Genomic DNA, 26,538 nt, shown 5'->3' with positions numbered 1-26,538 from the left:
CGAAGTCCCCACGCAGGTGGGGGTGAGCCGGTGTGCGGCTCGGTCTCGGCGGCCTGGGGCAAGAAGTCCCCACGCAGGTGGGGGTGAGCCGCCTTCATGGCTGCGGCACCGGCGGCATCGGCCTGTCGCTCGCCCGCGCCCTCGCCCTGCGCGTGGAGGGCATCGACCTCTCCCCGGTCGCCGTCGCCCAAGCCACCAGCCGCCGCCACGCCTTCCTCGGCGCCGACACCGACCGTGCCGTCTTCCGCGTCGCGGAACTGCAGGACACCGGCCTGCCCGACGCGGGCGCCCACGGCATCGTGTGCGTGGACGTCCTCGGCCGCGCCGCCGGTCGGGACGCGGTGCTGCGCGAGTTCGCCCGCGTCCTGGTCCCCGGCGGTCGCCTGCTGCTGACCCGCTCGGCGCGGGCGGCGCGGAACCTGCCTGGCGGGCGCAGGCCCGTTCCGCGGGGCTCGCGCTGGAGCACGTGGACGAGCGGCCCGACGAGCCCGCGATGTGGGAGCGGCTGTATCGGCTGTGGATATCCCACGCCGACGAGCTGCGGCGCGAGTTGGGCGAGGTCCAGGCGCGGAACATGCTGCGGGAGGCGCACCGGGTGCTGCCCACGCTGCCCGGGCGCCGCGCGGTCCTGCTGACCTTGCGGCGCCCCGTGACAACCCCGGCGGCACCGGAGGCGGCCGATACGATGAGCGGACCCCGTGCTCCTGGTGACAGGGACGTGCCCGACGAGAGGATCGCGCCGTGAACCGGCATCACCCCGCTCGTGCGGCGGTGCTCTCGGCCGGGTCCTGGGGCACCGCTGTCGGCAAGATCATGGCCGATGCCGGCACCGACGTCGTCGTGCACGCCCGCCGGGACGAGATCGCCGACGCGATCAACACGACCCATCGCAACCCCGGCTACCACGCGGACGTCGAACTCCCCGCCTCGCTGACGGCCACGACCGACGCGGCCGCCGCCCTCGAGGGCGCGGACTTCCTCGTGTTGTCCATTCCCGCGCAGTCCCTGCGCGCGAACCTGGCCGCGTGGACGCCGCACATCGGGCCCGACACCGTGATCGTGTCGCTGATGAAGGGCATCGAACTGGGATCCGGGCTGCGGGCGAGCCAGGTGATCGGCCAGGCCACCGGAGTGCCCCCGGAGCGGATCGCGGTGCTCTCGGGTCCGAACCTCGCCCGCGAGATCATGGCCGGCCAACCCGCCGCCGCCACCATCGCCTGCCCCGACGAGGACGCCGCCCATCACGTCCAACAGGCCTGCCACACGCCGTACTTCCGGCCCTACCGTGACACCGACGTGATCGGCTGCGAACTCGGCGGCGCGGTCAAGAACGTCATCGCCCTCGCCGTCGGCATCGCCTCCGGCATGGGCCTGGGGCACAACGCCACCGCGATGCTCATCACCCGCGGACTCGCCGAGACCACCCGCCTGGCCGTCGCCATGGGCGCCCACCCGGCCACCCTCGCTGGCCTGTCCGGACTGGGCGACCTGGTCGCCACCTGTTCCTCGCCGCTCTCCCGAAACCGAACGTTCGGCCACCACCTCGGCTGCGGCCTCACCGTCGACCAAGCCGTCGCCGCCACCCGACAGACCACCGAGGGCGTCAAAAGCGCAGAGGCGATCCTCGCCTTGGCCCACGCCCACGACGTCGAGATGCCCATCACGGACGTCGTCTGCGCCCTGCTGCACGAGAAGGTCACCCTCGACGAGGCCGCCGCCGCACTGATGCAGCGGCCCCCCAAGCCCGAGCGCTGACCCCGGCGACCCGACCACGGCCGCACCCCACACCTTCACCCTCCCGACACGGAGGCCCCCGTCATGCGCACATCCGTGCTGTCCGCCTTCCAGATCGCCGTCACCCTCGCCCTGACGGCGTGGATGATCACCGGATTCACCCGCCTGCCCGGCCGCTGGATGCGCTGGAAGATGTTCTGCCGCGCCACCTTCTCGATCATCACGCTCACCGGGACCAAGGACGGCCGCACCGAGCCGGTCAACGTCTACGATCACCTCTCGCCGGGCTCGTTCATCCTCGGCTTGCCGCAACTCCAGGCGATCGTCGACTACTTGGTGCGCAGTGGTCGGTACGACCGGATCGACGGACACGGCCGTGTCCTGTCCGCGAGCGGCGAGCAACGCGTGGAGGTGACCGGCAGCCGTGTGGTTCTTTGACAGCCTCGCCTCCGGCTTCGACCACCCCACCGACCCCGGACGACTCCAGTTGTTCCGCATCGTCTTCGGCGCCGTGGTCGCCCTACGCTTCGCCCTCTCCCTCGGCCAGGGCGGCTGGTCCCGCTTCGCCCCGGACTCCCTCAGCACCCACCTGGCCGAACAGCGCCTCGGCCCCACCCGGGCGCGATGGCTGGCCGCCGCCTACCGGCCCGCCCTCCTCGTCCGCATCGCCGCCGCCCTCGCCCTGGCGACCGGTCTCGCACCCCGCCTCGCCCTCGTAGTCGTCCTGGGCGGCGCCGCTATGGAACTCCTCTACCTCAAAAGCCCCAACGCCGTCCGCTATACCCTGCTCACCGGCACCTGTCTCCTCCTCGCCGGCGACCTCGGCACGGGCCTGCGCATCGACCACGATCCGAGCAACGCCAACACCTGGGCCAAGTGCCTGCTCGTGCTGGTCACGACCGACATCTACTGGAATTCGGCCTGGCAGAAGCTTCGTTCGCCCCAGTTCCGTTCGGGTCTGTACCTGGCGCGGTGGATCCACGTCTACGGCACGGTCAGGGCCCGGCTGCCCTATCGGCGCCAATACGCCGTCCCTGGCCTCGTCCTGCGCCACGCGGGCAACCTGACCGACCGGGACGTCCGCCTGTGCGCCTAGTCGCGGGCGGCGCGATCACACTCGAGGTAGTCCTGCCGCCCGCGCTGCTCTTCTCGACGACGTCGCCGTACGCGGTCGCCGTCGGCATCGCGATGCACGCCGCATTTACTTGCCTCAAGCCCCGCCAACTCGTCACCTTCTCCGGGCTCACGGTCGGCACCTACCTCGCCTTCACCGCCTGAGCGCAGGGCCGACGACGGCGCAGCGAATGTGGGGTCAAGCCTTCCCCGAAGCGCTGTGCGTTCCTGGGGGCCAACACCAAGCGCGCCGTGCCCAGACACGCCTGAACTACGGCCGGAGGCATCCGACCTCGGGCGAGGTGAGCACACACACACTGCCGCGCGGCGCCGACGCGTGGACGTGCAGGCCGTACCGGTCACCCGCGTAGAACGGTGGGAAGGCGAACGTACGGGTCCGACATGATGTCCGACGGGTTCGAATCGAGGGGGAATGGATGATCCCGAGCACGGTGCAGACCATGGCGACCTGGTCGAACTGGGTTGCGCTGGCGGACGCCGACGCGCCCAGGCTCCTGGGGGTCTACCTCGCCAAGCAGGGCCCAGGCGGTCGGCTGGTGTATGTGGGCTCCGGCGGAGAGCGTCGGGGCAAGGGCATCCGAGGCCGACTCGAGGTGTACGCCTCTCTCGGCGGCTTGGCCACAGGCTTGGGCCGGGCGGTGTTCGACCATGCGCTGGCAGACCTCGACTGGGTGCGCGAACGGACCGCACGGATAGAGGCGGGGCACCCCGAGCCCGCCCTGGAATGGGGACGCGCCGCGATGGAGTGGGCTGACGTCCACATCTGCTGGACGAACACCGAAGATGAGGCAGCCGCTCGACATCTGGAGAAACGGATCATCCGCACGCTGGACGGCAGCGGGCTGTGGAACAGGTGACGACGGACTCTGTCTCGGCGATCCGGCCGTACCCGGCCGATTCGCTCGAGCGCCTCCCACGCAGTGTCGACCAGGTGCGCTGAGCCGATCGGCACGGGGTGTCGGAGCCGCCGTAGTAGGCACGGGCGGCCGGCGCCGGGGTGTCGGTCATGACCGGATCCTTGCCGGGGCATCGACATGTGTCCAAGCAAGGTGCGCGCGCGTTGGAGGACAGGGGACCTGTGGTTCTCCGCTCAGCCCGTCTCCTTGCGTGGTCGGGTCGCGGAGCCGCTCTTTCTCGTGCCCTACGGGCGCGTGGTGCGCGCCGCGGTCCTGTGCGCACGCCGGCGATACGCGTTACCGGGCGCACGGCGGCTCGTTGTCCCGGTGTGCGTCGGCAACCCCCGTGGTCGGCGTTCGCGCGGTCCGGTGCTCGTCCTCCTGTCCGGTCGTCGGACCGCGTCCTCTCCGGTCGCCGGGACCGTCCTCAAGCCGGCGGGCCCGCGGTCGTCGGCCCGTTCGACGAACCTAGATGGGACGCCCGGGCTTTTCGGCCAACTCCATGAGTTCGGGTACGCCTTCGACGGTGTGGTGGGGTGCGAACGCGGGGGCGAGGTCGCGGACGAGGGTGACGCATCGGGGTGCGCCGATGCGGCGGGCGAGGGTGAGGGCCTCGGTGGCGGCGGCCGCCGCGCGGTCGATCTGTCCGCTCTGGAGGCAGGCGCGTGCCTGGTAGGTGAGGAAGACGCCGCGGGTCTTGTCGCGGGGGCGTTGGAGGACGTCGAGGCCCTCGCCGATGAGGTGGAGCGCGTGGGGGTGTTCGCCGAGGTCGAGCAGGCATTGTCCGGAGTCGACGGCCAGGTCGGCTTCGCCCATCCACGAACACCAGGCGGGGGCGGGGTCGAGGCCGGCGGCGGCGAGTTCGTGTTCGCTGCGGGCCAGTGCCTGCCTGCAGGCGCGGGGTTCTCGCAGGGCGGCGTGGGCGCGGGCCTTGCGCAGGTGGAGGAGGGAGCGGGCGGTGGGGTGGCGGGTTCGGGTGAGGGCGTGGTCGAGGATGTCCGCGGCGGTTTTGGGTTGGTCGGTCCAGGTGGCTTGGTAGGCGAGGTCGGACAGGATGCCCGCGCCGAGGTCGTGGTCGGCTCCGGCGTGTGCGCTGTGGAGTCCGGCGTGCCAGAACCGGCCGGCGACGGCGTGTTCGCCCTGGTCGAAGCGGTGCCAGGCGATGGTCTGGGACAGGCCCGCGGCCAACAGGTGCAGGCGCCGGCCGATCCGCGGGGTATAGCGGGCGTCGGTGATCAACGTGGTGACGGTGCTCAGGTGGGCGTCGAGCAGGGTGGCGGTGTGTTGGCGTTGTTCGGTCGCCAGGCCGGTCAGTTGTGCCCCGGTGGTCTCCAGCCACTGGACGAACTCGGCGTCCACGGCGTTGCCGTGACGTGATCCGGCGGCGGCGGGTGGTGGTTCCAGGGTGGCCCACTGTCCGGCGAGGCCGGCCAGGGCCGCGCCGGTGTAGCCGAGCAGGGTGCGGCGTTTCATCGTCGTCTTCAACGCCTCTCTCAACGCGGTGACGGTGTGGTGTGCCCCCAGGGGCAGCGGCGCCTGCAGGCCCGGCAACCAGTGCGGCCAGGTGCGGACGTCGACGTCGTCGGGGGCCAACCCGAGGGCCTCGGCGAGCAGCAATTGGGATTCCGCGCAGGGTTCGACGCCGGTCTCCCACTTCCACACGCGGCCGCGTCGGGTGCCCGACCGAAGACCCCGATGGGCTGCGGCGTTGCGGACCTCGCGGGCGAGGTCCTCGAGCGACCAGCCGCGTTCCGCCCGAACGTGGGACAACGGGTGACGAATGGGAGTGTCCACGCACCCATCACACCATCACGCCCGGCGCTTGTCCGTGCCGCCGGGGATACAGCGGGGATACGCCCGGGCCCTGTCGGCGAGTCGAACAGGTGAGCTGTACTCGCTTCCCCGACCGGCCGAACCCGCCCCATCCCGGGCGGTGATCGCCGTCGGCCCCCACACCCGCACCCTGCAACGCGACCTGGCCGCCCGCTACAACGGACCCATGCTGCGCCCCACCTGGTGGGACCGCTGCAAGCTGGACAAGCACGGCCTCACCACGTACCGCTTCAACCGACCCGGCCAGGACCCGACGGGACTGCTGTCGCTGGCGTTCGCGACACACCCCACGGACGGGACCCGTGTGGTGGTCCACGACTTCTGGGCCGCCGACGACCGCGCCGCGGCGGCGATGTTCGCCTTCCTCGGCCGCCACAACAGCCGCATCCGAACCGTCGAATTCCAACGCACCGGCCTGCCACCCCACCCCCAACTGCTGCACAACCTGCACCGGGTCGGCTCCGCCACCGCCCGCTCGTGGCACCCCTGGATGCTGCGCGTCCTCGACGTGGCGGGAGCCGTGCGGCTGCGGGGCTGGCCGGCCGACCTGGACATGGTGATCCCCCTGGAGGTCGGCGCCGAGGACGGCGAGGCACCCGAGCGGTACACCCTGCGGATCGCCTCCGGCGCGGGCGAGTTGACGCCGACGACCCGCGAGCCACGCGCGCGGTTGACCCGCCGCCAGTTCGCCGTCTGGTACGCGGGCGGCTACCGCACCACCACCGCGGCGACCATGGCGGGCGTACGGGGCGAACCCGGCGACTTGGCCGCGCTCGTCCGCGCCACCGGCGAGCGCGAGCCCTGGCTGCCCGACCACTTCTGAAACCACACCATCGAACCCGCCAGGAGGCACGACCACAATGTTCACGCTGTCCGCCCACGACCGGGTGGTGGCCGTCGTCGCGCACCCGGACGACGCCGAGATCATGTTCTACGGAACCCTGCGAATCTGGCGCGACGCCGGAGCCGACGTCACCGTCGTGGCCGCCACCCACGGAACGAACGGCGTCCCGCTCCGCGACCGCCTCGCCGGTACACGACTGGACCCCCGCGAACGACCGGCGGAGAACGCCAAGTCGTTCCGCGACACCGGGATCATGGTGGAATGTCTCGGAATGGACGACGGCACACTCACCCCCGATATCGAACTGGTCTCCGCGATCGAGGACACACTGACCCGCCACCGGTGCACCGTGCTGCTCACCCACGCCCCGCACGGCGGAAACGACCACCAGGACCACCACGCCGTCGCCCGCGCCGCGCTCAACGCCGCGACCCGCGTGCCCTCGTGCACGACGATCCTCCACGGCCGTCCCCACGCACCCCACCAGGGATTCACCCCGAGGGTGTTGATCGACATCACCGAGTACCTCGACGACAAGATCAAAGCCCTCGCCGAGCACCGCTCCCAAGCCGGCCGCTACTACCTGGGCGAGCCCTACACCCGCTGGCGCGCCGCAGGGGAAGCGTGGAACACCCTGCCCGGACACGCCGCCGAGGGACGCGCCTTCGAGGCACTGACTCCCTCACTGCTGCTCGTGAGCGGCGCCGAGATTCGAGCCCGACTCCCGTGCACCGGCCCAACCCCGTTCCTACGCTCGACGGAAGGCACCCCCGTATGACGTCCAGCGCCTCTCTGCCCCCGGACCTGCGGAAATGGGTGGCCCTTCGGCTGGCCGGCCCCATCACCGTCACGGACGTGTCCTGGCCGCGCGACAACTCCCTGGTCTGGCGCGTGTCCACCGGCGCGGAAGAGGCCTACGTGAAGCTCAGTCCGACCGCGCAGGCCTTCGCCCGCGAGGTCCACGCGTATCGTCACGCGGCCGAGTTCCTCGGCCCCGACGAGGCACCCCGGTTGTTGGCGGCGGACCCGGGCCTCAGGGCCATTCTGACTTCGCCGCTCCCCGGCCTCATCGTCAAGGACCTGCCGTTGCCGGCCGACAAGGAGTTGCGGGTCCACGAACTCGCCGGCGCTCTGCTCGGCCGATGGCACTCGCGAACGTCGTCCGCCGTCTCGGATTCGGCGCGCGAGGAGGCCGTGGCCTCGGCGGTCGGGCAAGTCGACGACGCGGCCGCGCGTTTGGAACACGCCGCTCGCCTGCTGACCGATCCCCAGCGGGCGTTGGTGGAGCAGGCGTGCGAGGAGCTCCCGCAACTGGTCAGGACCCTGCCGACGGCCTTCAGGCACGGCGACTTCGCCCCCCGCAACTGGTTGTGGAACCCCGACCGCGACACCGTGGCCCTGCTGGACTTCGAAAGGGCCGCCCACGGTCTCGTGGTGGAGGAGTTCGTGTGGCTCTTCGCCACCACCTGGCCCGACCGCCCCGACCTCAAGGCGGCCTGCCTCACAGGCTTCGGACGCTCCCTGAGCGAGGGCGAGCAACGGGCCCTGACATTGTTCACCGCACTGGCCGCCACGTCCTACCTGAGCGCGGGCATCACGCAACAGCACCCCGGACTGGTCACCAAGGGCCAAGACGCGTTCGGACACCTCGTCGTCTCCTCCGGCTGATCACGGGGGTTCAACCCCGAAACACTCGCGGACCGCAGTCGAACGCGCGGTCGACGGGTCCTGCAATCGTGGCCTGACTCCTGGTAAAGGCGTCGCCGTAAGCCTCGGATGTCTGTCACTGCGTTGCACACAGCCCCTGGCAGTGCTTGGTTGTGGCCCTCGAATGAGCCTGCGAAAGCGGATGGATTCGGGGGCACAACTCTTTCCGCCCGGCCCACCGGGGCGCGGGCCCTGGTCTCCCTTGCGCCGGATGTAGCCGATCCTCTGCGCCAACGCATCGCCGCGGACAGCGGGCGAACAGACGAAACGCGCGCCGTGTGCGAACTGTTCAGTCTCCGCGACGCCGATGCGGTGTGCCGCGACGACGACCTTCGCCGCCGTCGACGGCGAGTTCGCCCCCGCCGGCCGTTCCCCAGACCCAACTCGATCTTCCTGGTTGCCCTTCACCCCACCGGCTGGCGCACCGCGCGGTGGAAGATCAAGACCGCGACCGGGGGCCGTGTCGCCCCCGCCCACCACGAGGCCCACGCGGTGACCGCTCTGCACGACCAGGGCCTGTACGCGGCGCGTGGTACGCACGGGCACGTGAGGGAGGGAGTGTGGACGGCGGTCCAGTGGCGGCCGGGCACCACGCTGTGGGACCTGTACGCGCCCACCCGCGAAGGCGCCCGCCCCACCGCCGGATTCGAAGAGTTGCTGCTGGGCGCCGCGCACGCGGCGTTCGCGTCCCTGGCCCGACTGCACGCCGCGGGGCGCGGCACCGGGCATCCATCGCCTCGTTCAGGGGGCCAGGAGCCCGCGCCGATCGGTCACCAGGGCCCGCCATCGGTCGCGCGTGGCCGCTTCGCCGTCCAGCCATCGCGCCGTTGACGGGGCGGCGAGGGGGAAGCCGGCCATGAAGTGGGCGATGTCCACGTAGTAGGCGTAGTCGCCGAGCGTGAGGTCACGCAGCCGGTCGATCGACGCCGCAACGGCGGGGTGGTCCTCGCGGACGGCGTGGTGGAAACAGACCGCCAGCTCGAGGGTGGCCCGCGCCGAGACCAGGCCGGCGACGCCGATCTCCGAGCGGAGCACGAGTGCCCGGTCCTCGATGTCGGAGGCGAACCCGCCGTCGCGGACCAGCTCGGCGATGCGGGTGGTCAGGGTCGTGGCGCGCAGGTCGAGGCCGATCAGGAGTTGTCGGGCGAGGTCGAGTTCGTCGTCGGCGACCAGGGGATCGGCGAAGGCCAGGACGAACGCCCGCTGGGCCTGGGACGTGGCCCGCTCGCCCGCGATGCCGTGCTGTTCGGCCTCGGCCCGGGCCGCCCCGTACGCCGCCGCGGCGCCGGCGGTGTCGCCCTGGACCCAGTGGACGTCGCCCTCGACACGGCGGTGGCGCCCCTCCCAGCCGAGCGCGCCGGCCGCCGTCAGGGCTGTGGGGAAGTCGCCGGAGAGGCGGGCGAGGTGGGCCAGGCCCCTCCGGGCGGCGGGAGCGAGCCTGCCGCCGCCTGCGGCGACCAACTCCATTCCTCGGCGTGAGGGCTCGGAGCGGCCGAGGTCGCGTTGGGCCTTGGCGAGGTAGTAGACGGCCATCTCGTGCAGTTCCGTAGGCAGCAGCCCGCCGCCAGCGACGGCGGCGAGCCGGTCGGCGGTGCGCTCGCGGTGCTCGTGCTGGCGCCGGGCAAGCGCGCTCAACAGCTCGACCAGCGCCTCCGCCGCCGTTCGCGGGGAGCTCGCGGCCGCGCCGTCGCGTGCGGGTGGTTCGAGGGGCTCCCAGATCGAGTCGCCGACGTAGCGCCACGCGGCGTCCGCGAGCCACCCGAGGTCGAGGCCGAAGTCCCGGGCCAGGCGAAGGCCTTGGCGCAGGCAGCCCACCAGCAGGAGGCGGTCGTGTGTGGCGCCGGCGGCCCATTGGTCGCCGAGGGCTTCGAGGGCGCGGTGGGCGGCTGTGTGCCAGTCCTGGGGTGACCAGCGGTCGTCGGTGTGGTCGTCGGCGCCGCGGACGGTGGAGCGGATCAGGGCGTGCAGGTGGAAGGGCCACAGCGCGAAGGGATTCTCGCGGACGAAGGGGCGTTCGATCAGGCGCTGGGCGGGGGCCTGGTGGGTCATGCCGGCGGTGCGGGTGGCCAGGGCGAGGTCGAAGGCGTCCAGGAGGGTGACCGCGCGTAGGACGTGGCGCTCGTCGGGGGTGAGGTCGGAGAGGGTGCGGGCGACCAGGGCGGCGAAGTCGTGGGAGAAGTCGTCGGGTTGGGGGCGGCCGCCGCCGCGCCGGATCTCCAGGAACCGCATCACGGCCAGGTCGAGGTAGAGCGGGAGTCCGTGGGAGCGGGCGGTGATGACCGCGCGCAGGGCGGGGTCGATGAGCGGGGCGCCGTCGCGGGAGAGGCGGCGGGCGAGGTGGTCGTCGCAGTCCTCGGGCGAGAGGTCACCGATCAGGACCTGACGGTCGCGGGCGGTGTCGGCGGGGCTCGGGGTGCGGGCGGGCGGGATGTCGTGGACGACCAGCCCGGGCCAGGAGGCGGGGCCGGTGTGGTCGAGTTGTCCCTGGAGGGCTCGGTCGGCCCACTGGAGCCGGCTGCGGCCGGTGATCACGAAGAACGCGGTGGGCATCAGCCACACCACGCGCTGGAGCAGGCGCTCGAGGTCGCGGTGGGTGCGGTCCCCGATCTCCTCCCACCCGTCGAACAACACCACCGGCGTGACGCGCTTGTCGGCCGGGAGACGGGCGAGTTCCCACGCGAGCAGGTGCGGATGGAAGGAGAGGGCGTCCAGGTCGGGCTCGGCCTCCAGGAGGTCGGCGAGCCGGCGGCACCCGGCGAGTGCCTTCACCGTCTGCCGGCGCTCGCGTAACGCCCCCACCAGGGTCCCGGTCACCTGGCCGATCACCGCGCCGACCGCGCCGGGCAGCAGCAGCGCCTGGGCGACCTCGGACATCGCCGTCTGCATCTGCTGGGGCAGTGCCTGCCCGATCCGGCCCGTCAGGCCGCGTCGGCGCAGGTACTCCTCCAGCGGCTCGCCGGGATGCGCGTGTTCCCAGTAGCGGCGCAGGGCGATGTCGAAGGCGGGCAGGGGCCGGTTGACCTTCTCCGCCAGGGCCAGGCGGATCGCCAGGACGACGTGCTCGAAGTCCGTGCCCGCCGAGCGGGCCAGGTCGATCCGCACCGGCAACAGGCGCTCGCCGGTGTCGGGCGTCCACGGGGGCTCGCCCCACTGGGCGGGGCGGTGTTCGTGGTCGGCCAGGGCGGCCTCGACCTTGCGCGAGAGGGTGGTCTTGCCGACGCCGCCGATACCGTGGAAGACGATCACGTTGTTCCGGGGCGCCTCCAGGTCCTCGACATCGAACCCGGGCGCGGCGGTGTGGCGCAGGTGTTCGGCGAGCGCGGCCCCGATCAGCGACCACTGTTCCTGCCGGTTCACGAACGCCTCGTCGGTGGACAGTCCCGGATCGTTCGTGCCGAACAACGCCCGCAGGTCCCGACCCGCCATCATCGCCCCCAAGGTGATCGCCGACCGCCAACGTAGCGCCCGCACGGGCGCCGCCACCGCCCTCCCGCAGGTCGGGCCCCCTCGATCGGGCGTGGGGTGTGACGACTTGGCAGGGTGTCGCGTGAAACAGTCGGGTGTCTCCGCAACAGGCCGGACCGCCCCCGGGGCGCCCGCCGGCCCGATTCGAGGTGGTCTTTCGTGCACGTTCCCGCCGATCCCGCAGACGTCCCGCCCGAGCCGGCCGGCACCGCCGGCTACGAGGACGCCTTCGAGATGGTCACCAGGGTGATCGGCTGGTACCGGGAGCGGATCCTCGAGGAGACCAGGGCCGCCGAACCGAATACCCGGCTCCTGGCGCGGCTGAAGACCGAGCGGCAGGCTTGCGCGGCCGACCGAAGGGTGCTGGAGACCGCGGATCCGGAGCGGGTCGCGACGATCGCGGCCGCCTACGAGGCCCGCTGGAGGGAACTCACCCACCGCCGGGAATAGCCGAATCCCGGCATCGTCCGCACCGGAACGGGCAGTTCGGCCGGGGATGTGGGCGTGACGAGAGGGCGGGGCCGCGTCGCGGCGGGCATCAAGGGCGCGGCGAGGCGGGCGATGTCCGCCGGCTCGGACCGGTGTTGTGGCAACACCGCCGTCAGCCACCGGTGGACCGCGAGGAACCGGGCCGCCTCGCCCGGGGTGTAGGGGCGCCGTTGCTCGGCCAGCAACGCCCACGCCGCGTCCCCCGCCCGGGCCCACCGGCCGTCCGGGCCGCGCTCGTTGCGGTAGACCGCCGTGTGGTCCCGGCGCATCACCGTCACCGAGTCCACCATCGAGCCCTGCTCTGCGGCGTGGAGCGATTCCAGGACGGCGCGCAGGCACCGATCGTGTCCGGCGACGGTGGTGAAGCGGGCCGGCCCCGACGTGCTCGCCCTGGCGTAGCGGGCGGCGGTTCCCTGGCGGCTGTCCGCCGCGCGCACGGCCAGGACGACGAGGTCGACCCGGTAGCCGGCCCGCCGGTCCGCGGCGACGTCGGCCAGGAACGCCTCCGCGCTGCCCGGGGCGATCTCGACGACCATGTCCCCGCGGTGCGCGCGGACGTGGGCCATGGCCTGGTCACGCCAGGACCGGTAGTCGGCGCGCACACGCTCGCCGGCGGTACGCGGGTGCTCCGCGAGGAGTTGGAGGTAGTCGGGGTGGGCGCCCTTGAAGTCCTCGGCGGAGATCGACGTGGGGCGACGGTGGCGCATCGCGCGGTGGACCAGGTGGGACGCGCGGGTCTTCCCGGCGCCGGGCTGACCCATGACGTACACCACGACCGGCTGCGATTGTGGGGTGATCTCCCCCAGGTCTTCGAGGAGCAACTCGTCGAAGATCCAGCGGTGTTCCTTCGCGGACAGGCGGTGGTAGTCGACGCCGGGAGCCTCGGCGATCGCCCTCGCGATCCGGCGCACCGGCTCGGCCAGGGCTGCGGCCCGGTCCGCGTCGCGCCGGACGGCCAGGCGGTGGTCCTCGTCCAACGGCTCGTCGTGCGGGCGCCGGTCGGTGGCGGCCAGGTCCTCCCGGGTGGCAACTGGAGCCCACCGTACGGTCCGTACGCCTGCACGACACCGGCGGGGAGACACTGCCGATCGTCTGCGTGTCGCACCACCTCACCTACTCCTCCTGCACGGCCCGCGTGATCGAGAGTGAATACCTGACCCGCTTCCTCGACAAGGCGTACGTCACCGACAGCGGCTCGAGGGTCAAACCGCCGGCCATCTTCGGCGGCGACCACAACGGCTACACCGCACCCATTCCCGGCAGACCGCCACTGCCGGCCGTCGAGTTCATTGGCCGACCGGGTCCACCGGACCCACCGCTCCCGACGCGATCCNGCCGGCCCGCCGGTCCGCGGCGACGTCGGCCAGGAACGCCCCCGCGCTGCCCGGGGCGATCTCGACGACCATGTCCCCACGGTGTGCGCGGACGTGGGCCATGGCCTGGTCGCGCCAGGCCCGGTAGTCGGCGCGCACACGCTCGCCGGCGGTGCGCGGATTCTCCTGGAGGAGTCGCAGGTAGTCGGGGTGGCCGCCCTTGAAATCCTCGGCGTCGATCCTGGTGGGCTCGCGGTGGCGCATGGCCCGGTGGACCAGGTGGGACGCGCGGGTCTTCCCCGCGCCGGGCTGGCCCATGACGTACACCACGACCGGCTGTGGGTGTGGGGTGATCTCTCCCAAGTCCTCGAGGAGCAACTCGTCGAAGATCCAACTGTGTTCCTTGGCAGACAGGCGGTGGTAGTCGACGCCGGGCGCCCGGGCGATCGCTTGGGCGATCCGGCGTACCGGCTCGGCCAGGGCCGCGGCCCGGTCCGCGTCGCGCCGGACGGCCAGGCGGTGGTCCTCGTCCAACGGCTCACGGTGCAGGCGCCGGTCGGTGCCAGCCAAGTCCTCGCGGAAGCGCATCGTCTCCGGCGCGGTCCACGGTCTGGCCCGCTCCGCGATCACGGCTGCGCCGGCTCCCGTCGGGTGGGTCCATGCGCCGTCCGGGCCCGCCTCGTTGGCGTACAGCGCGGTTCCGTCCCGGCGCACGACCGTGACACGGTCCGCCAGTTGCTCGGCCTCGACCGCCGCCAGGACCTGAGGTAACGCCCGCGCGCAGGCGTCGTGATTGGCCCAGGACACGTACCGGCCCGCGCCGTCGACCGCGCCGGTCACGTACCGGTCCAGGATCCCCAACTGGCTCAAGGCCTCGGGGGTCGCCAACGCGAGGACCTCGACCCGGAACCCCGCCCACCGGTACGCCGCCGCGTCCGCGCGGAACGCATCGACGTCGGCCAGGGCCGTCTCCACGACCGCGTCGAAACCGCGGGCGCGGACGTGCGCTTCGAGGTCGGCCTGCCACCTGCGGGTGTCCGCGCGCACTGCGGCACCGGCGGTACGCACGTCCAGTGCCAACGCCTCGGCGTAGGAGTGGTGGAGGGCCTTGTAGAGGTCGGCGCCGACACGGACCGCGCCACCACGACGATCCAGCACCGCCTGAACCAGATCCGCGATCACGGTCTTCCCCGCGCCGGGCTGCCCGGCCACGAACACCACCACCGGGCGCTCCTGGGCAACCACGCCGCGGGCCCACGTCGGCAGGATCGTGTGGATCACCGTGTCGCGGTGGCAATCGGCGTCATGTTCCGGCGTGGAAGCCTCGACCTTGTCCACAAGGGCGAGGTGGGCATGGCAGCATGGGAGTTGTCCATCGGTGGTCAACCACGACCTCCAGCGAAAAGCGAAGATGGGCACGCATTGGCGGCTCCCGGCGGCAACCGGGGGCCGTCGCCGTTTCCGGCAACGGGCTTACCTACGAGCCGTGTTCAGCCTAGCCACATGTCCGGACCACTCAAGCATCCGTGCGCCTTCCGACCGATGATGATCAGTATCGGATCGAAGAGACCGTGTTTTTCGCTCGCGATCGCGACTTCTTTTTGCGAAAACTCGCGGCCAGGTACGTATGCCCGGAACCGAGTGAACGTCGGGGGATGGAATCGGCGCCGGATCACGTGACGCCGACGTCGACGCCTCGTGCAGGTCGAAGCCCATCCAGGCCGGAGTGACACCGGCCGGCACTGGCCCAGCGCGCAATCCGACGCGAAAATCGTTTGCCGAGACAAGCAAGCGGTGGCCCCGACGACATCTCGTCGGGGCCACCGTTGTCGGGCGGGATCAGGTTCGTCCGGCGAGCATCATGCGGCTGGGGAGCCATGTCCGCGGGATGCAGACCTCGCCGAAGTCGGGGTCTTCGACTTCCTGGATCCCGGGTTCGGCGTTCACCACGTATCGTTCGGTGTCCTTGGCGGGCCGGGGCGCCGCGTCGGCGACAGGCGTTTCGATCGCGGTGGACGAGGGTTCGACGGGGACGCCGGCGGCCCAGCGCTGCTCGTCGCGGGGTTCGCCCTGCACGCGGTGGTGCAGCATCAGGAACCGCATGGCTTCGCTTTCGTCGGCGCCGGCCGCGAACCTCCACCAGAAGGCCGCGGGTTCCGAGCGTCCGGTCAGGTAGAGCAGACACGAGAACACCACGGCCCCGGCCGGCATGCGCTCGTTGACGAATCCGGTCAGCATCTGACCCGAGTTCGGGGACGTCTTCCCCGAGGGGCAGCGTTGATCCTGCGCGTCGACGCCGGATGGGTCCTGGACATCCAGACCGCGAACATCCCGGTGAACCTTCGGGGCGCACTGACCCCACCCGTCACGTCGCGCGGGCGCCGACCAGGCCGGTCTCGTACGCGACGATCACCAACTGGGCCCGGTCGCGCGCGCCCAGTTTCATCAGCAATCGGCCCACGTGGGTCTTGATCGTGGACAGGCTCACGTGCAGATACGTCGCGGCCTCGGTATTGGACAGGCCGCGGCCGATCAGCGTCAACACCTCGCGTTCACGGTCGGTCAGGCCCGCGTCGGGGCCGGTGTGGGGACGTTGGCTCGGTTCGGGGCGGTTGGCGAACTCGGCGATCAGTCGGCGGGTCACGCTAGGCGCGATCAGCGCGTCGCCGGCCGCGACGACCCGGATCGCGGTGAGCAGGTCGGCGGGCGGGGTCTCCTTGAGCAGGAAGCCGCTCGCTCCCGCGCGCAGCGCCGCGTAGACGTATTCGTCCAGGTCGAACGTGGTCAGGATGAGTACCCGGGAGGTGCACGTTTCGGGTGAGGCGGTGATTCGTCGGGTCGCCTCCAGGCCGTCCATACCCGGCATCCGGATGTCCATCAGGACCACGTGGGGGCGCGTTTCGCGGACCAGGTCGAGGGCGTGTTCGCCGTCCGCCGCCTCGCCCACGGCGGTCAGGTCCGGGGCGGCGTCGATCAGCAGGTGGAGTGCGCCGCGCAGGAGGCCCTGGTCGTCGGCGACCAGGACTCGGATCAGGTCGGTCACCGGGCGCCGTCCTCGATCGGGACCCGTGCGCTGACCCGGAAGCCGCGCTCGGGCAGCGGCCCGGCGTCGAACTCGCCGCCGTAGGCCGCGACCCGCTCGCGCATCCCGACGAGCCCGTGCCCGGGCACGGCCGCGCCGCCGCCGCTACCGGAGTCGGCGATCGCGACCTCGATCTCGCCGTGCGTGTACCGGAGTTCGACCCGGCAGTGGTCGGTGTCCGCGTGCCTGACCACGTTGGTGAGCGCCTCCTGGATGATGCGGTAGGCCGCGTGTTCGACCCCGACGGGCAGTTCGCGTCGTTCGCCGTGCACGATCAGTTCGACCCGCAGTCCAGCCGCCGCCGCGTCGGAGACGAGCGTGTCGACGGCGGCGAGCGTCGGCGCCGGGGCCAGTTCGGCGCTGTGCGGGGTATCGCTCCCCTCCCTCAGGATGCCGAGCAGTCGGCGCATCTCGCGCAGCGCGGTACGCCCGGTGGCCTCGATCGAGCCGAGCGCGCGCAGCGCCTCCTCGGGCCGCTCGGCCCCGACGAAGTGCGCGACGCCGGCCTGCACGGTGATCAGGCTCATGCTGTGCGCGACCACGTCGTGCAACTCGCGGGCGATCCGCAGCCGTTCCTCGGCCGCGTCCGCCGCGGCCTGCCGCTCGGCCCGCTCCCGGCCCTGCCGCTCGGCCTGCCGGCGCAGCGCCGCGGCGTACTCGCGCCGGGTCCGCAGGAGCGCGCCGAACGCCCAGGCCGGGATCGCCGGGTACAGCGGTATCGGCGCGATCACGAACCCGGCGGCGACCGCCCCGGCGCCCGCCGCCCACACCACGCGCCGCGACCGGCCGCTCAGCGCCGCCGTGTACAAGGTCGCCGCCGTCGCGAAGCCCACCGCGGCGACCAGGCCGGCCAGCCCGGCTGCGGTCTCCGCCACGACGGCCGCCAGGAGCGCCGGCACGGGGTGCACACGGCGCAGCGCGACCGATCCGATCAGCGTGACGCCGAGCACGACCGGAACCGGCCACGTGGCCGCGCCGAGTCGGCCGGTCACGGTGCCGGGATGCGAGGTGAGGATCGGCACCGTGATCACGAGCGCGAGCAGGGCGTCGAGCGCCAACCAGTGTCGGAGCCGCAGCCGCTGGGTCAGCGGCGGGCGTAGTTCGTCACCCACGTTGGGAACAGTAGGCGGTTGCGGCGCGGGGGTGCATCGGCCTGCGGTACCACGTCGCGGGTGGGCTCCCGGGCCGATCCGGGCGACCGCGTGGCGCCTGGGGCCGGGCGTGCGGACGGCCCCAGGGCCCGACGACCCGGGGCGGGCGCGCGCGAGAGCGTGACGGCGTTCGCCGAGGCTCCGTTCCGCTCGGCGCCATCCCCTCGATCGAAAGGGCGAATCGCCGTGTTGAAGGCATCGCTGCGAAGTTTTCTGGCCCACCGGGGGCGGCTGGTGTTGTCCGCGCTCGCCGTCGCGTTGTCGGTGGCGTTCGTCGCGGGCACGCTGATCTTCGTGGACACGGTGTCGGCGGTGTTCGCCGACGTCGCCCGGGCCTCCTCGGCCGATGTCACGGTCGCCCCCAGGACCGAGGTGGCCGCCAAGCGCCTGACCCGCAGCGGGCGGATTCCGACCGTGCCGGCCGCGCTGGTGGATCGGGTGCGGGGCGTCCCGGGTGTCGCCGCCGCGCACGGTGACGTGGTGATCGAGGACGTCGGCCTGTTCGACCACGCGGGCGAGGCGGTCGGGGTGGTGTCGGATCCGAGCACGATCGCGCTCGGATGGTGCGCGTGCGCCTACTCGCCGGTGCGGCTCGCCTCCGGCCGTGAGCCGCACGGCGTCGACGAGGTGGTCCTGGACGCCGAGTCGGCGCGCAAGAGCAAGGTGCGTGTGGGCGATCGGCTGCGCCTGGTGGCCGCGCGCGGGCCGTTCGATGTCACGGTGGTGGGGATCGCGTCGTACCGGGTCCGGCCCACAGGCGACACGCTCGTCTTCCTCGACGACGCGAGCGCGGCCGCGCGCCTGATCGGTCGACCGGACGTGGTCACCCAGGTCTCGGTCACGGCCGAGTCCGGGGTGTCCGACGCGGAGTTGCGCGCACGAGTGACGGCAGCGCTCGGTGCGGATCCGGGCCTGACCGTGCGTACCCGGGCCGAGAGCACGACGGCGGCGACCAAGCGGACGGGCGAGTTGCTCACCGTCGTCGAGGTGGGCCTGCTCGGCTTCGCGGGTCTGTCCGCGGTCGTCGGCGCGTTCCTGATCTTCAACACGTTCTCGATGCTGGTCGCACGGCGCACGCGCGAACTCGGGCTGATGCGCGCGATCGGGGCGAGTCGTGCGGACGTGAACCGTTCCGTCCTGACCGAGGCGGTGCTGCTCGGATCGGCCGGGTCGACGCTCGGGCTCGTGGCGGGCTACGGGCTGGCGGCCGGACTCACCGCGCTGCTGTCGGCGTTCGGTGTGGCGACCGGGGACATCGCGTTGGTGTTCTCGCCGCTCACCGCGTTCGTCGGCTATGGCGTCGGGCTCCTGGCCACCGTGTCCGCGGCCTGGGTGCCGGCGCGGCGGGCGGGTCGGGTGTCACCGATGGCGGCGCTGCGCGAGGCCCACGCCCCGCCCGTGTCGTTGCGCCGGCGTGCGATCCTCGGCGCGAGCGCGCTCGTTCCCGGGGTCGGCGCGCTCGCGAGCGGCAACCTGGTGCTCGTCGCCGCGGGCGGTGCCGCGACGCTCGTGGCATTCGTGCTGCTGATTCCGGTCCTCGCGCGCCCGTTGATCCCGGTGCTGGCAAGTCCGTACTGTCGCGCGTTCGGCAGGGTCGGGCGGCTGGGCCGGGACAACGCGCTGCGCGATCCGCGCCGGACCGGGGCCACGGCGGGTGCGCTGATGATCGGCGTCGCGCTGGTCGCGGCGGTCGCGGTGGTGACGTCGTCGATGAGCGTGTCCTTCGACCGCAACTTCGCCCGCTCGTTCCACGCCGACGTGGTGGTCGGCTCCGAGCAGGCGCTGAGCGCACAGGTGGCGGACGCGGTGCGGGCGGTGCCTGGGGTGGGCACGCAGGTGCGCACCCGGCGGTCCGACGCGCGGATCACCGTCAAGGGCCGCAGCCAGGATGTCGAACTCGACGGCGCGGACGGCGGCGTCGACGCCATGCTCGGCCACACGTACAGCCGGGGGTCCGCAGCCCGGGGCCTCGCGCCGGACGCGGTCGTGCTGGACGCCGACTACGCGAAGCGGGTGGGTGCCACGCTCGGGGATCCGGTTGTGATCCGGGTGCCGGGCGGCGTGGCCCGCACGCTGTGGGTGGGCGGGCTGCGCACCGATCAACCGCCGGGCAACGGGGGCGACGTGAACCCGTTGGTGGGCCTGGACACGTTCGCGCTGCTGGCTCCGGACGCGCTCGACGACACGATCTATGTCCGCGCCGCGGCCGGCGTCGACCCCGGCGGGCTGCGGGTCGCGATCAAGGCCGCGCTCGCCGACCGCCCGAACGTCGCGGTGCGCACCCGGGCCGACTACCAACAGTCGCGCAAGCAGATGGTCCGGGTGCTGCTCGGGCTCGCGTACGGACTGTTGGCGTTGACGATTGTGATCGCGCTTTTGGGCGTGGTGAACACGCTCGCCTTGTCGGTGGTCGAGCGCACCCGCGAGATCGGGGTGTTGCGCGCGCTGGGCCTGAGTCGTCGTCAGATTCGGCGGATGATCCGCCTCGAGTCGCTCACGATCGCGCTCTACGGCGCGACCCTGGGCCTGGCGTTGGGCGTCGCCTGGGGCGTCGGCGCCCGCCGGGCGCTCGCGGCGGATGGGGTCGCCGTGTTGGTGGTGCCGTGGACGACGATCGGTGTGGTGATCGCGGGCGCGACCCTCGCGGGTCTCGCGGCGGCACTCGTCCCGGCTTGGCGCGCCGCCCGCCTAGACATCGTGGCGGCGGTGACCGTGGATCAGTGAGTGGCGCGGCGCCGCCAGGGCGGGCCGGTCGCCCGCGCCCACCCGGGCCCTCCGTCCCGCGCCGCGGCTCGTCGACGGCCCCGCCGACTCGACTGGGAGGTCCGAGACCGCCTCACCAGCGAGGGTTCGACACGGGTTCGGCTGTCGCCGGTGACGTCGTGCGGTGGGGTCTGGGGGCAGTTCGGTTCCGAGGGCAGTACGACCCGGAACAGCGCCCCTCCGTTGCGTCGCCGAGCAGGACGCCGTGGCCGCCCTGCGCTTGCCGGCTTCTCATGTTCTCGAACCTGGATGGATCTGCCCGTTGTCTCATCCAGGGCGTGGTGACCGGATCGCGGTGAGCAGCAGGGCGATGTCGTCGGCCCGGTAGGAGGAGCCACGGGCGTTGTGCAGAAGCCGGTCGGCGAATTCGTCCAGTGAGTCCGCATGGGCGTGGGCCAGGGATGCTCGCAGGCGGTCGATGCCCACGTCGATGTCGGTTCCGGGTTCCTCGACCAAGCCGTCGGTGTAGAGGGCGAGGACGGACCCCGGCGGGAGGGCGATCCGGGTTTCGGGATAGGTGCTCGCGCGCTCCACGCCGAGGACCGGTCCGATGTCCAGGTCAAGGACATCGGTCGTCCCGTCGGGACGGCGGAGCAGGGGTGGGGGGTGGCCGGCGGTGACGGCGTAGGCGTGGTGGCTGTGTGCTTCGAGGTGGATGTAGCAGCAACTGGCCAGCAGCCCGGGGTCGAGGTCGAATAGGGTTCGGTTGACGCCCGCCATCGCATCGCCGGGCGTATGCCCTACGGCCACGAAGGCCCGTACCGCGCTGCGCAACTGGGCCATGGTGGCCGCGGCGGCGATGCTGTGCCCCTCCACGTCTCCGATGACGAGACAGACTCCGCTGTCGGTGGGGATGACGTCGTACCAGTCGCCGCCGATGTCCATTCCGCTGGTGCCGGGCAGATAGCGGACCACGGTATGGATGCCCGGGACTATCGGGAGCCGGTGCGGCAGGAGCGCCTGCTGCAGGCCGCGCGCGAGGGCGAACTCCGAGTCGTAGAGCCGCGCTCGTTCCAAAGCCTGGGCAATCAGCCCGGCGAGAGCGGTCAGGACGCCGCGGTCCTTCTCCGTGAACGGATGGATCTCGTCAAAGCCGAGGACGCAGGTGCCGACAGGGTGGCTGGAGGCGATCAGTGGCAGATACGCCCAGGAACTCACCTCGTCCGTGGGGATGCCCGGGTAGCCCCGTGATAGAGCTTGCCGCGACTCGATGAAGAGCGGAGTGCCGGACGTCAGGGTCTCCGTACCGGGCAGGCGGGCGTGCAGCGGTACGCCCTCCAGCCATTCGAGGAAGTCTTCGTGGCCGCCGGTGTGAAAGAGCAGGTGCATTGTTCCGTCGCGGACCACATAGATTGCCAGCCGCTGGCCTCCGAAGGCAGGCAGGAGCTGGTCGGCGACGACTTCACAGACTTGGTGGGCGGTGACCGCCTCGGTCAGCGCGCTGCCCAGTTGCAGGACGTGATACATGACGCCCAGACGCGCCGGTGCGGTGGCGGTCGCTGTCTCGGGCGGGGAGGCGGATGGTGTCGACGCCGAGGGCGGCTGACCGACAGGCACAAGCCGGGTGGTCACCCCGTCCGCCTCCGGGTGGAGGGAGAAGGCGAGCCACCGGTCGGGTGAGCGGCAGGCCACGAAGGAGGCCGGCGCCTGGGAGATCATCGCGGACCGGTGCCGGTACTCGATGTCCGGATCGGACAGCCACGGCAGTACGTCCCAGAGGAAATGGCCCAGCAATTCGTCGGCGGAAACCCCCAACAGCTGCAGTGCGCTGTGGTTGACGTAGGTGACCCGCCCGTCGGGGGCGAGGGAGAACAGTCCGTCCCGCAACCGCTCGACCGCTGCGACGGCCACCTGGCCGGCGCGGGCGTCCACGACCGCGCCGGCCAGGTGGGTACGTGCCCGCATGACGTCGGCCTTTGGTAGGCGGCCCCACAACTCGACGGTGCGGTACCCCTCGCCGCCGTGCTCGTAGTCCCGCAACCGCAGGCGTCTGCTGGTGGTCCGGCCTTCCACGGCTGCCTCTCGGGCGCAGGACCGGAAAGCGGCAAGATCGCCGGGGTGGAGGCGGGAAGCAAGCGTTTCGGCTCGTCCGTCGAAAGCACGCGGGTCGAGACCGAAGATCGCGCAGAACTCGTCGTCCACGATGAAGGCGCCAGAGGCAAAGTCCCATTGGAACAAGCCGACCCGCACGGCCGCTGCCGAGGGAGCCGGGGTCTCGACCGCAATCGTTCCCAGGTCGCATTCCACAGGCTTGCCGGTACGGGCGCAGAGTGCGGACAGGGAGTCACCAAGTCGGTTGGCGACGCCCCGCAGGTGGCGGCGCTGGGCCTCGGACAGCCCTTCGCTGCCGGAGGATGCCGCCCAGACGATCGCCAGGGATCCGAAGGTCTCCCTGCCTGTCCCCACCGGCACGGAGCAGGAGCCGAAGGCGTACGGGAGAGCCACCGCGAGCTGGGGATACCGGCGCATCGTCTCCTCTGCGTCGGCCAGGTGGACAGTGCGCCCGGAGCTGTACGCCGCGGCAATCGGGATGGGACTGTTCACCGGAATGAGGCGCCAGCCACCGAGCAGGGAGGGCGGCACCCCACACGTCGCGGCGAGCACGAGCGCCCGGCGATCGCGGGAGCGGAGAAAGACGCTCCCCGCGTAGGCGCTGGTTCCTTCGACGGCTTCGACGACGGCTGCAGCGAGTAGATCCTCACGCTCCGCCGTCTCGCCGACGGTCATTCCGTGCATGCTTCCAGTGTGCGCAGGTCCAGCGTGGGTCAGCCCGGCCGCAGCGGCAACCCAGGGTGACACACCGCTCGCAGATCGCAGCTCCCCCGTGAACACCGAGCGGGGAAGCCCAAGTATCCCGCCCTCACTGGGGCTTGCCCTTACAGTAGTGCTGTGACCACATAGGTTCGCCGGGTCGGCGGTCGTAGCGGTTGGATGTGCGGGGTGTCATCCGATCCGACCGCTGGAGGCGCGGTGGCCGAGCCCGTCCGTGTGCGCAGACTGACCGACCAGGAGGGGCAGAAGCCGCAGCAGATCGTGCGCCGGGGCAGCACCAGCTCGGTTGGGCGCTGATCGAGCCGACCTTGACGGCATGGAGAAAAGCCCGGCTCGACCGCAGACCCACCGGACAGCCGGCCAGAGTCGACCTCCGCGACGTGTTCAACGCGATTCTCTACGTAAACCGCACCGGAATTCCCTGGAAATACCTCCCACACGACATTCCGACCCACGCCACGGTCCACGCCTACTACGCCGCATGGCGCGACGAAGGAATCTTCACCCGGCTCAACCACGACCTGACCGCACTGGCCCGCGTGAAGGAGGGCCGCAAGCCCGCACCCACAGGCACCGTCATCGACACCCAGAGCGTGAAGACCTCCACCAACGTGCCCACAACCAGCCAAGGAACGGACGCCGCAAAGAAAATCGTCGGCCGAAAGTGGGGCATCCTCACCGACACGATCGGCCTCATCCTCGCCGTGACCGTCACCGCCGCGAGCCTCTCCGAAAACGCCCTCGGAATACGCCTCCTCGACCAGGCCAAGAAGACGTACCCGACCATCACCAAGAGCTGGGTGGACACCGGCTTCAAAAAAGCCGTCGTCGAGCACGGCGCCAAGCTCGGAATCGACGTCGAAGTCGTCCACAGAAACCCGGAAATTCGCGGCTTCCACGTCCTCAAAAGGCGCTGGGTAGTGGAGCGGAGTATCGGATGGCTCATGATGCACCGACGTCTCGCCCGCGACTACGAGACCCTCACCACCAGCTCCGAAGCCATGATCCACGTCGCCTCGATCGACAACCTCGCCAAGCGCATCACGGACGAGACCACACCAACCTGGCGAGGAACCTACTAGGGCATAAGGAGTAATTCGCCCACACTAAACGCCTTCTTAGAGGCGGCCCGTGTAGGTGAACTCGTCGGATGGGCCGGTGGGGGAGGCGATGTCGCCGACGGTCACGGTGATGTCCACCGTCTGGTCGTCGTCGATCTGCAGGGGTGCGGTGGCGGTGAGTTGGGTGTCCGAGAGCCAGGTGACCGACTTCGACGCCTGGTCCTTGAAGTTCACGCCGGCGCCCCGGGGGAAGCCCGACCCGGTGATGGTGACCGTGGTCTTCTTCGCCTGGCCGCTGGTCGGGTCGACGCCGGTGACCACCAGGGGCGCCGGCCCGTCATAGGCGAACTGCCCCAGTGGCACGACGGGCGATGTACCGAGGACGTTGGTGACGCGGACGTCCACGATGCCGACGCCGTCAGGCACCGTGGCGCGGATCAGGTTGCCGCCCGGCTCGATGATGAGGTCGGTGCACGGAATGGGACCGAAGTCGAGGAGGCTGCCCCGGGCGAAGCCGCCGCCCTCGATGACGACCGTGGACCCGTTCTTGCCACTTGTGGGGCTGACGCTGGTCACCATCGGTCCGGAAGGAGACAGAAGGGAGGTCCCGAGCAGGCCGAGGTAGGTGTTGTCGGCGTGCTGGTACGCGACCTGCCCCATGAAGTCCGCCAGGGTGCTGTTGGTCAGTGCCGGGTCGTGCGTCGAGTAGTCCCCGTCCACCGGCAACTGCTGCCGCACGCCGGGCTGCACGTAGACGTTGCCCTTCCGGAGCCCGTCGAGTACGTCGAACAGGCGATGCACGGTGGTGTCGCCCGCCGGGCCGGGTGACGGGTACCACTTGTCCTGCTTCACCTCCGCGAGGCTGCTCCAGGCCAGCGGTACCGCGTCCCAGGCGTTGACGTGGTGGTTGTTGTCGAACGGCAGTCCGTCGACGTAGGTCGCGAAGCTCTGCAGCCCGGCGGTGGGGGCCGCGAAGGTCTCGAGCGCGAACTGCGGGACATTGGTCCAGTTCCGTGCCTGCGTGTACAGGTAGGGGGCGAGCATGGTGGCGATGCTGCCGCCCAGGCTGTGACCGGTCACGTACACCGTCGGCTGTGGTGTGGTGGGCGCTGCTTCGACCAGATCGGCCAACGCCTGTGCCAGCGTGGCCCCTTGGTGGGCGAACGCGCCCTCCGGTACCGGCGCACCCAACACGTCCCCCGGCGGCGGCGGGATCGAGACCATGGTGGCGACCTGGGTGAACGCCGTCATGGCTCCCTTGGAGACGGTGACCGGCGTTGGCGAACCGCTCGCGGTGAACGGAACCACGGTGCCGACGTCGAGATCCTCCAGGATGTCGGTGATGTTGCCGATGGTGCCGCGCGCGACGACGGCGAACCGGTTGGAGCCGTCGATGCTCTTGGTGATGTACGCCATGTTGGCGTCGTCCGGGCTCAGCGCGAGCCATGCCAGGTGCCAGCCGGCCCGGGTCGCCGGCCAGAGGGCCCTCAACTGCTGGGAGATACCGGCGGCCACGCGCCACGTCTGCTCGTCGCGGGTCTCCCCCGACGGTCGCCGGGTCGCCGCGGTGGCCGCGAGCGCGGACAACGTCATGCAAACCTGGGGAGCGGTCGGCGTGGCCATGGTCACTCCTGGGGTGCTCACCGAACCGGAAGTGGACCATCGGAGCCGGACCACCGTCGACCGTTGCCCGGCCTGGTCGACCGTGTGCCCGGCCTGCCGATCCGAATGTGCGACCCGGTCGGCGAACACCCGGATGGCCTGCCGGATTCACGCTTGCGACCAACGTCGGGCTCGGTAGGGCAACGGGTGGCTATGACGTCTTGAGTTGGCCTCGGCGGGACGCCTTGGGTTCTAAAGGTGGTTGCAGCACCTGACCCTGCGGGGTGTTGCGACGAGCTTGGCGAAGAGGTTCGCGGGGGTGTTCCAGCCGAGGGTCTTGCGGGGGCGGCTGTTGAGTTCGGCGGCGACGAAGGCGAGGTCCTCGGCGCCGANGAGGGACAGGTCGGTGCTCTTGGGGAAGTACTGGCGGAGCAGGCCGTTCGTGTTCTCGTTCGAGCCNCGTTGCCAGGGGCCGGCGGGTTCGCAGAAGTAGACGGGGATGCCGGTGGAGCGGGTGAACTCGTCGTGCCGGCTCATCTCGCTGCCTTGATCCCGGGTCACCGAGCGGGCCGGCTCGGCGGGGAGGTCGCCGAGGGCGTGGACGAGCGCGTCGCGGACCTGCTCGGCGCCCCGGCCGCCGGGCAGGTGGAGGAGTTTGACGTAGCGGGTGGATCGGTCGACCAGGGTGCCGA

General features: G+C 71.4%; 22 protein-coding genes and 1 pseudogene. 13 read left to right on the top strand and 10 right to left on the bottom strand.

The window, feature by feature from the left end; genetic code table 11:
- Positions 1–32 precede the first annotated feature (32 nt).
- From A3IC_RS73280 to A3IC_RS60645, 7 genes and pseudogenes are all read left to right on the top strand, one after another.
- Positions 33–347: pseudogene (locus A3IC_RS73280) on the top strand (class I SAM-dependent methyltransferase); the annotation flags it as partial.
- Between the two features lie 119 nt (positions 348–466).
- Positions 467–745 carry a hypothetical protein gene (locus tag A3IC_RS72065; RefSeq protein ID WP_020556963.1) on the top strand — a complete coding sequence of 93 codons (279 nt, stop codon included), beginning with the start codon at positions 467–469 and terminating at the stop codon, positions 743–745.
- Entirely contained in the window at positions 742–1,755 is a 1,014-nt protein-coding gene (locus A3IC_RS0146800; protein ID WP_020556962.1) for an NAD(P)H-dependent glycerol-3-phosphate dehydrogenase, read from the top strand. The genes A3IC_RS72065 and A3IC_RS0146800 overlap by 4 nt, the downstream gene beginning before the upstream one ends.
- Positions 1,756–1,818: 63 nt before the next feature.
- The gene (locus A3IC_RS0146795) at positions 1,819–2,172 is read left to right on the top strand and encodes a hypothetical protein (RefSeq protein WP_020556961.1); all 354 of its coding nucleotides are present in this window, start codon (positions 1,819–1,821) and stop codon (positions 2,170–2,172) included.
- The gene (locus A3IC_RS60650) at positions 2,159–2,830 is read left to right on the top strand and encodes a hypothetical protein (protein ID WP_020556960.1); all 672 of its coding nucleotides are present in this window, start codon (positions 2,159–2,161) and stop codon (positions 2,828–2,830) included. Before A3IC_RS0146795 ends, A3IC_RS60650 begins: the two co-directional genes overlap by 14 nt.
- Positions 2,821–3,012, top strand: coding sequence for a hypothetical protein (locus A3IC_RS72060; protein WP_020556959.1), 192 nt, complete (start codon positions 2,821–2,823; stop codon positions 3,010–3,012). Before A3IC_RS60650 ends, A3IC_RS72060 begins: the two co-directional genes overlap by 10 nt.
- Before the next feature lie 272 nt (positions 3,013–3,284).
- Complete coding sequence (locus tag A3IC_RS60645) at positions 3,285–3,725, top strand: hypothetical protein (protein ID WP_020556958.1); 441 nt, start codon at positions 3,285–3,287, stop codon at positions 3,723–3,725.
- 507 nt (positions 3,726–4,232) lie between these two features.
- Here the strand turns inward: A3IC_RS60645 and A3IC_RS0146780 are convergent.
- Complete coding sequence (locus A3IC_RS0146780) at positions 4,233–5,558, bottom strand: NsdA family TPR-like regulatory protein (protein WP_026219549.1); 1,326 nt, start codon at positions 5,556–5,558, stop codon at positions 4,233–4,235.
- Positions 5,559–5,697: 139 nt separating this feature from the next.
- On the opposite strand from A3IC_RS0146780, the gene A3IC_RS60640 reads away from it, so the two are divergent.
- From A3IC_RS60640 to A3IC_RS0146765, 3 genes are read left to right on the top strand one after another with little or no spacing between them, the layout of a single operon-like run.
- Entirely contained in the window at positions 5,698–6,420 is a 723-nt protein-coding gene (locus A3IC_RS60640; protein ID WP_020556956.1) for a sterol carrier protein domain-containing protein, read from the top strand.
- 37 nt (positions 6,421–6,457) lie between these two features.
- Positions 6,458–7,219: a PIG-L deacetylase family protein gene (locus tag A3IC_RS0146770; protein ID WP_020556955.1), complete on the top strand. Its 762-nt coding sequence runs from the start codon at positions 6,458–6,460 to the stop codon at positions 7,217–7,219.
- Entirely contained in the window at positions 7,216–8,109 is an 894-nt protein-coding gene (locus A3IC_RS0146765) for an aminoglycoside phosphotransferase family protein (RefSeq protein WP_020556954.1), read from the top strand. The genes A3IC_RS0146770 and A3IC_RS0146765 overlap by 4 nt, the downstream gene beginning before the upstream one ends.
- Before the next feature lie 780 nt (positions 8,110–8,889).
- Here the strand turns inward: A3IC_RS0146765 and A3IC_RS0146755 are convergent.
- On the bottom strand, positions 8,890–11,574 hold the full coding sequence (locus A3IC_RS0146755) for an ATP/GTP-binding protein (RefSeq protein WP_026219547.1): 2,685 nt from the start codon (positions 11,572–11,574) through the stop codon (positions 8,890–8,892).
- Between the two features lie 198 nt (positions 11,575–11,772).
- Here A3IC_RS0146755 and A3IC_RS0146750 point away from each other — a divergent pair, with 198 nt between their 5' ends.
- On the top strand, positions 11,773–12,063 hold the full coding sequence (locus A3IC_RS0146750; RefSeq protein ID WP_020556952.1) for a hypothetical protein: 291 nt from the start codon (positions 11,773–11,775) through the stop codon (positions 12,061–12,063).
- Here A3IC_RS0146750 and A3IC_RS63610 read toward each other — a convergent pair.
- The 5 genes from A3IC_RS63610 to A3IC_RS0146720 all read right to left on the bottom strand — a co-directional run bounded on the left by A3IC_RS63610 (position 12,021) and on the right by A3IC_RS0146720 (position 17,609).
- On the bottom strand, positions 12,021–13,079 hold the full coding sequence (locus tag A3IC_RS63610) for a zeta toxin family protein (RefSeq protein WP_020556951.1): 1,059 nt from the start codon (positions 13,077–13,079) through the stop codon (positions 12,021–12,023). The two genes, A3IC_RS0146750 and A3IC_RS63610, sit on opposite strands and share 43 nt — an antisense overlap.
- Before the next feature lie 309 nt (positions 13,080–13,388).
- Positions 13,389–14,660, bottom strand: a complete 1,272-nt coding sequence (locus A3IC_RS63605) for a zeta toxin family protein (protein WP_425387406.1) — start codon at positions 14,658–14,660, stop codon at positions 13,389–13,391.
- Positions 14,661–15,254: 594 nt separating this feature from the next.
- Entirely contained in the window at positions 15,255–15,653 is a 399-nt protein-coding gene (locus tag A3IC_RS0146730) for a hypothetical protein (RefSeq protein WP_020556948.1), read from the bottom strand.
- 127 nt (positions 15,654–15,780) lie between these two features.
- Positions 15,781–16,458 (bottom strand): response regulator, encoded by a 678-nt coding sequence (locus A3IC_RS0146725; RefSeq protein ID WP_020556947.1) that lies wholly within the window; start codon positions 16,456–16,458, stop codon positions 15,781–15,783.
- Positions 16,455–17,609: a sensor histidine kinase gene (locus tag A3IC_RS0146720; RefSeq protein WP_020556946.1), complete on the bottom strand. Its 1,155-nt coding sequence runs from the start codon at positions 17,607–17,609 to the stop codon at positions 16,455–16,457. Before A3IC_RS0146720 ends, A3IC_RS0146725 begins: the two co-directional genes overlap by 4 nt.
- 225 nt (positions 17,610–17,834) lie before the next feature.
- Between A3IC_RS0146720 and A3IC_RS0146715 the strand changes: the two genes are divergently transcribed.
- The gene (locus tag A3IC_RS0146715; protein ID WP_020556945.1) at positions 17,835–20,372 is read left to right on the top strand and encodes an ABC transporter permease; all 2,538 of its coding nucleotides are present in this window, start codon (positions 17,835–17,837) and stop codon (positions 20,370–20,372) included.
- Between the two features lie 306 nt (positions 20,373–20,678).
- Here the strand turns inward: A3IC_RS0146715 and A3IC_RS0146710 are convergent, their stop codons facing one another.
- Entirely contained in the window at positions 20,679–23,147 is a 2,469-nt protein-coding gene (locus tag A3IC_RS0146710) for a SpoIIE family protein phosphatase (RefSeq protein WP_040878563.1), read from the bottom strand.
- Positions 23,148–23,476: 329 nt separating this feature from the next.
- Between A3IC_RS0146710 and A3IC_RS0146700 the strand changes: the two genes are divergently transcribed.
- A complete protein-coding gene (locus tag A3IC_RS0146700; RefSeq protein ID WP_052174123.1) occupies positions 23,477–24,265 on the top strand; it encodes an IS5 family transposase in 789 nt (262 codons plus the stop codon).
- A 36-nt stretch (positions 24,266–24,301) separates the two neighbouring features.
- Here A3IC_RS0146700 and A3IC_RS0146695 read toward each other — a convergent pair whose 3' ends face one another.
- Together A3IC_RS0146695 and A3IC_RS0146690 are read right to left on the bottom strand one after the other, a co-directional pair.
- Positions 24,302–25,867, bottom strand: coding sequence for an IPT/TIG domain-containing protein (locus tag A3IC_RS0146695; protein ID WP_040878569.1), 1,566 nt, complete (start codon positions 25,865–25,867; stop codon positions 24,302–24,304).
- A 231-nt stretch (positions 25,868–26,098) separates the two neighbouring features.
- Positions 26,099–26,538, bottom strand: a 440-nt coding sequence (locus A3IC_RS0146690; protein WP_020556940.1) for an IS30 family transposase, incomplete at its 5' end; no start/stop codon positions are given.

The organism is Embleya scabrispora DSM 41855, assembly GCF_000372745.1.
Classification (GTDB): domain Bacteria; phylum Actinomycetota; class Actinomycetes; order Streptomycetales; family Streptomycetaceae; genus Embleya; species Embleya scabrispora.
Note: the sequence above shows the minus strand (reverse complement) of the source record. Positions and strands in the feature narration are given on the sequence as shown.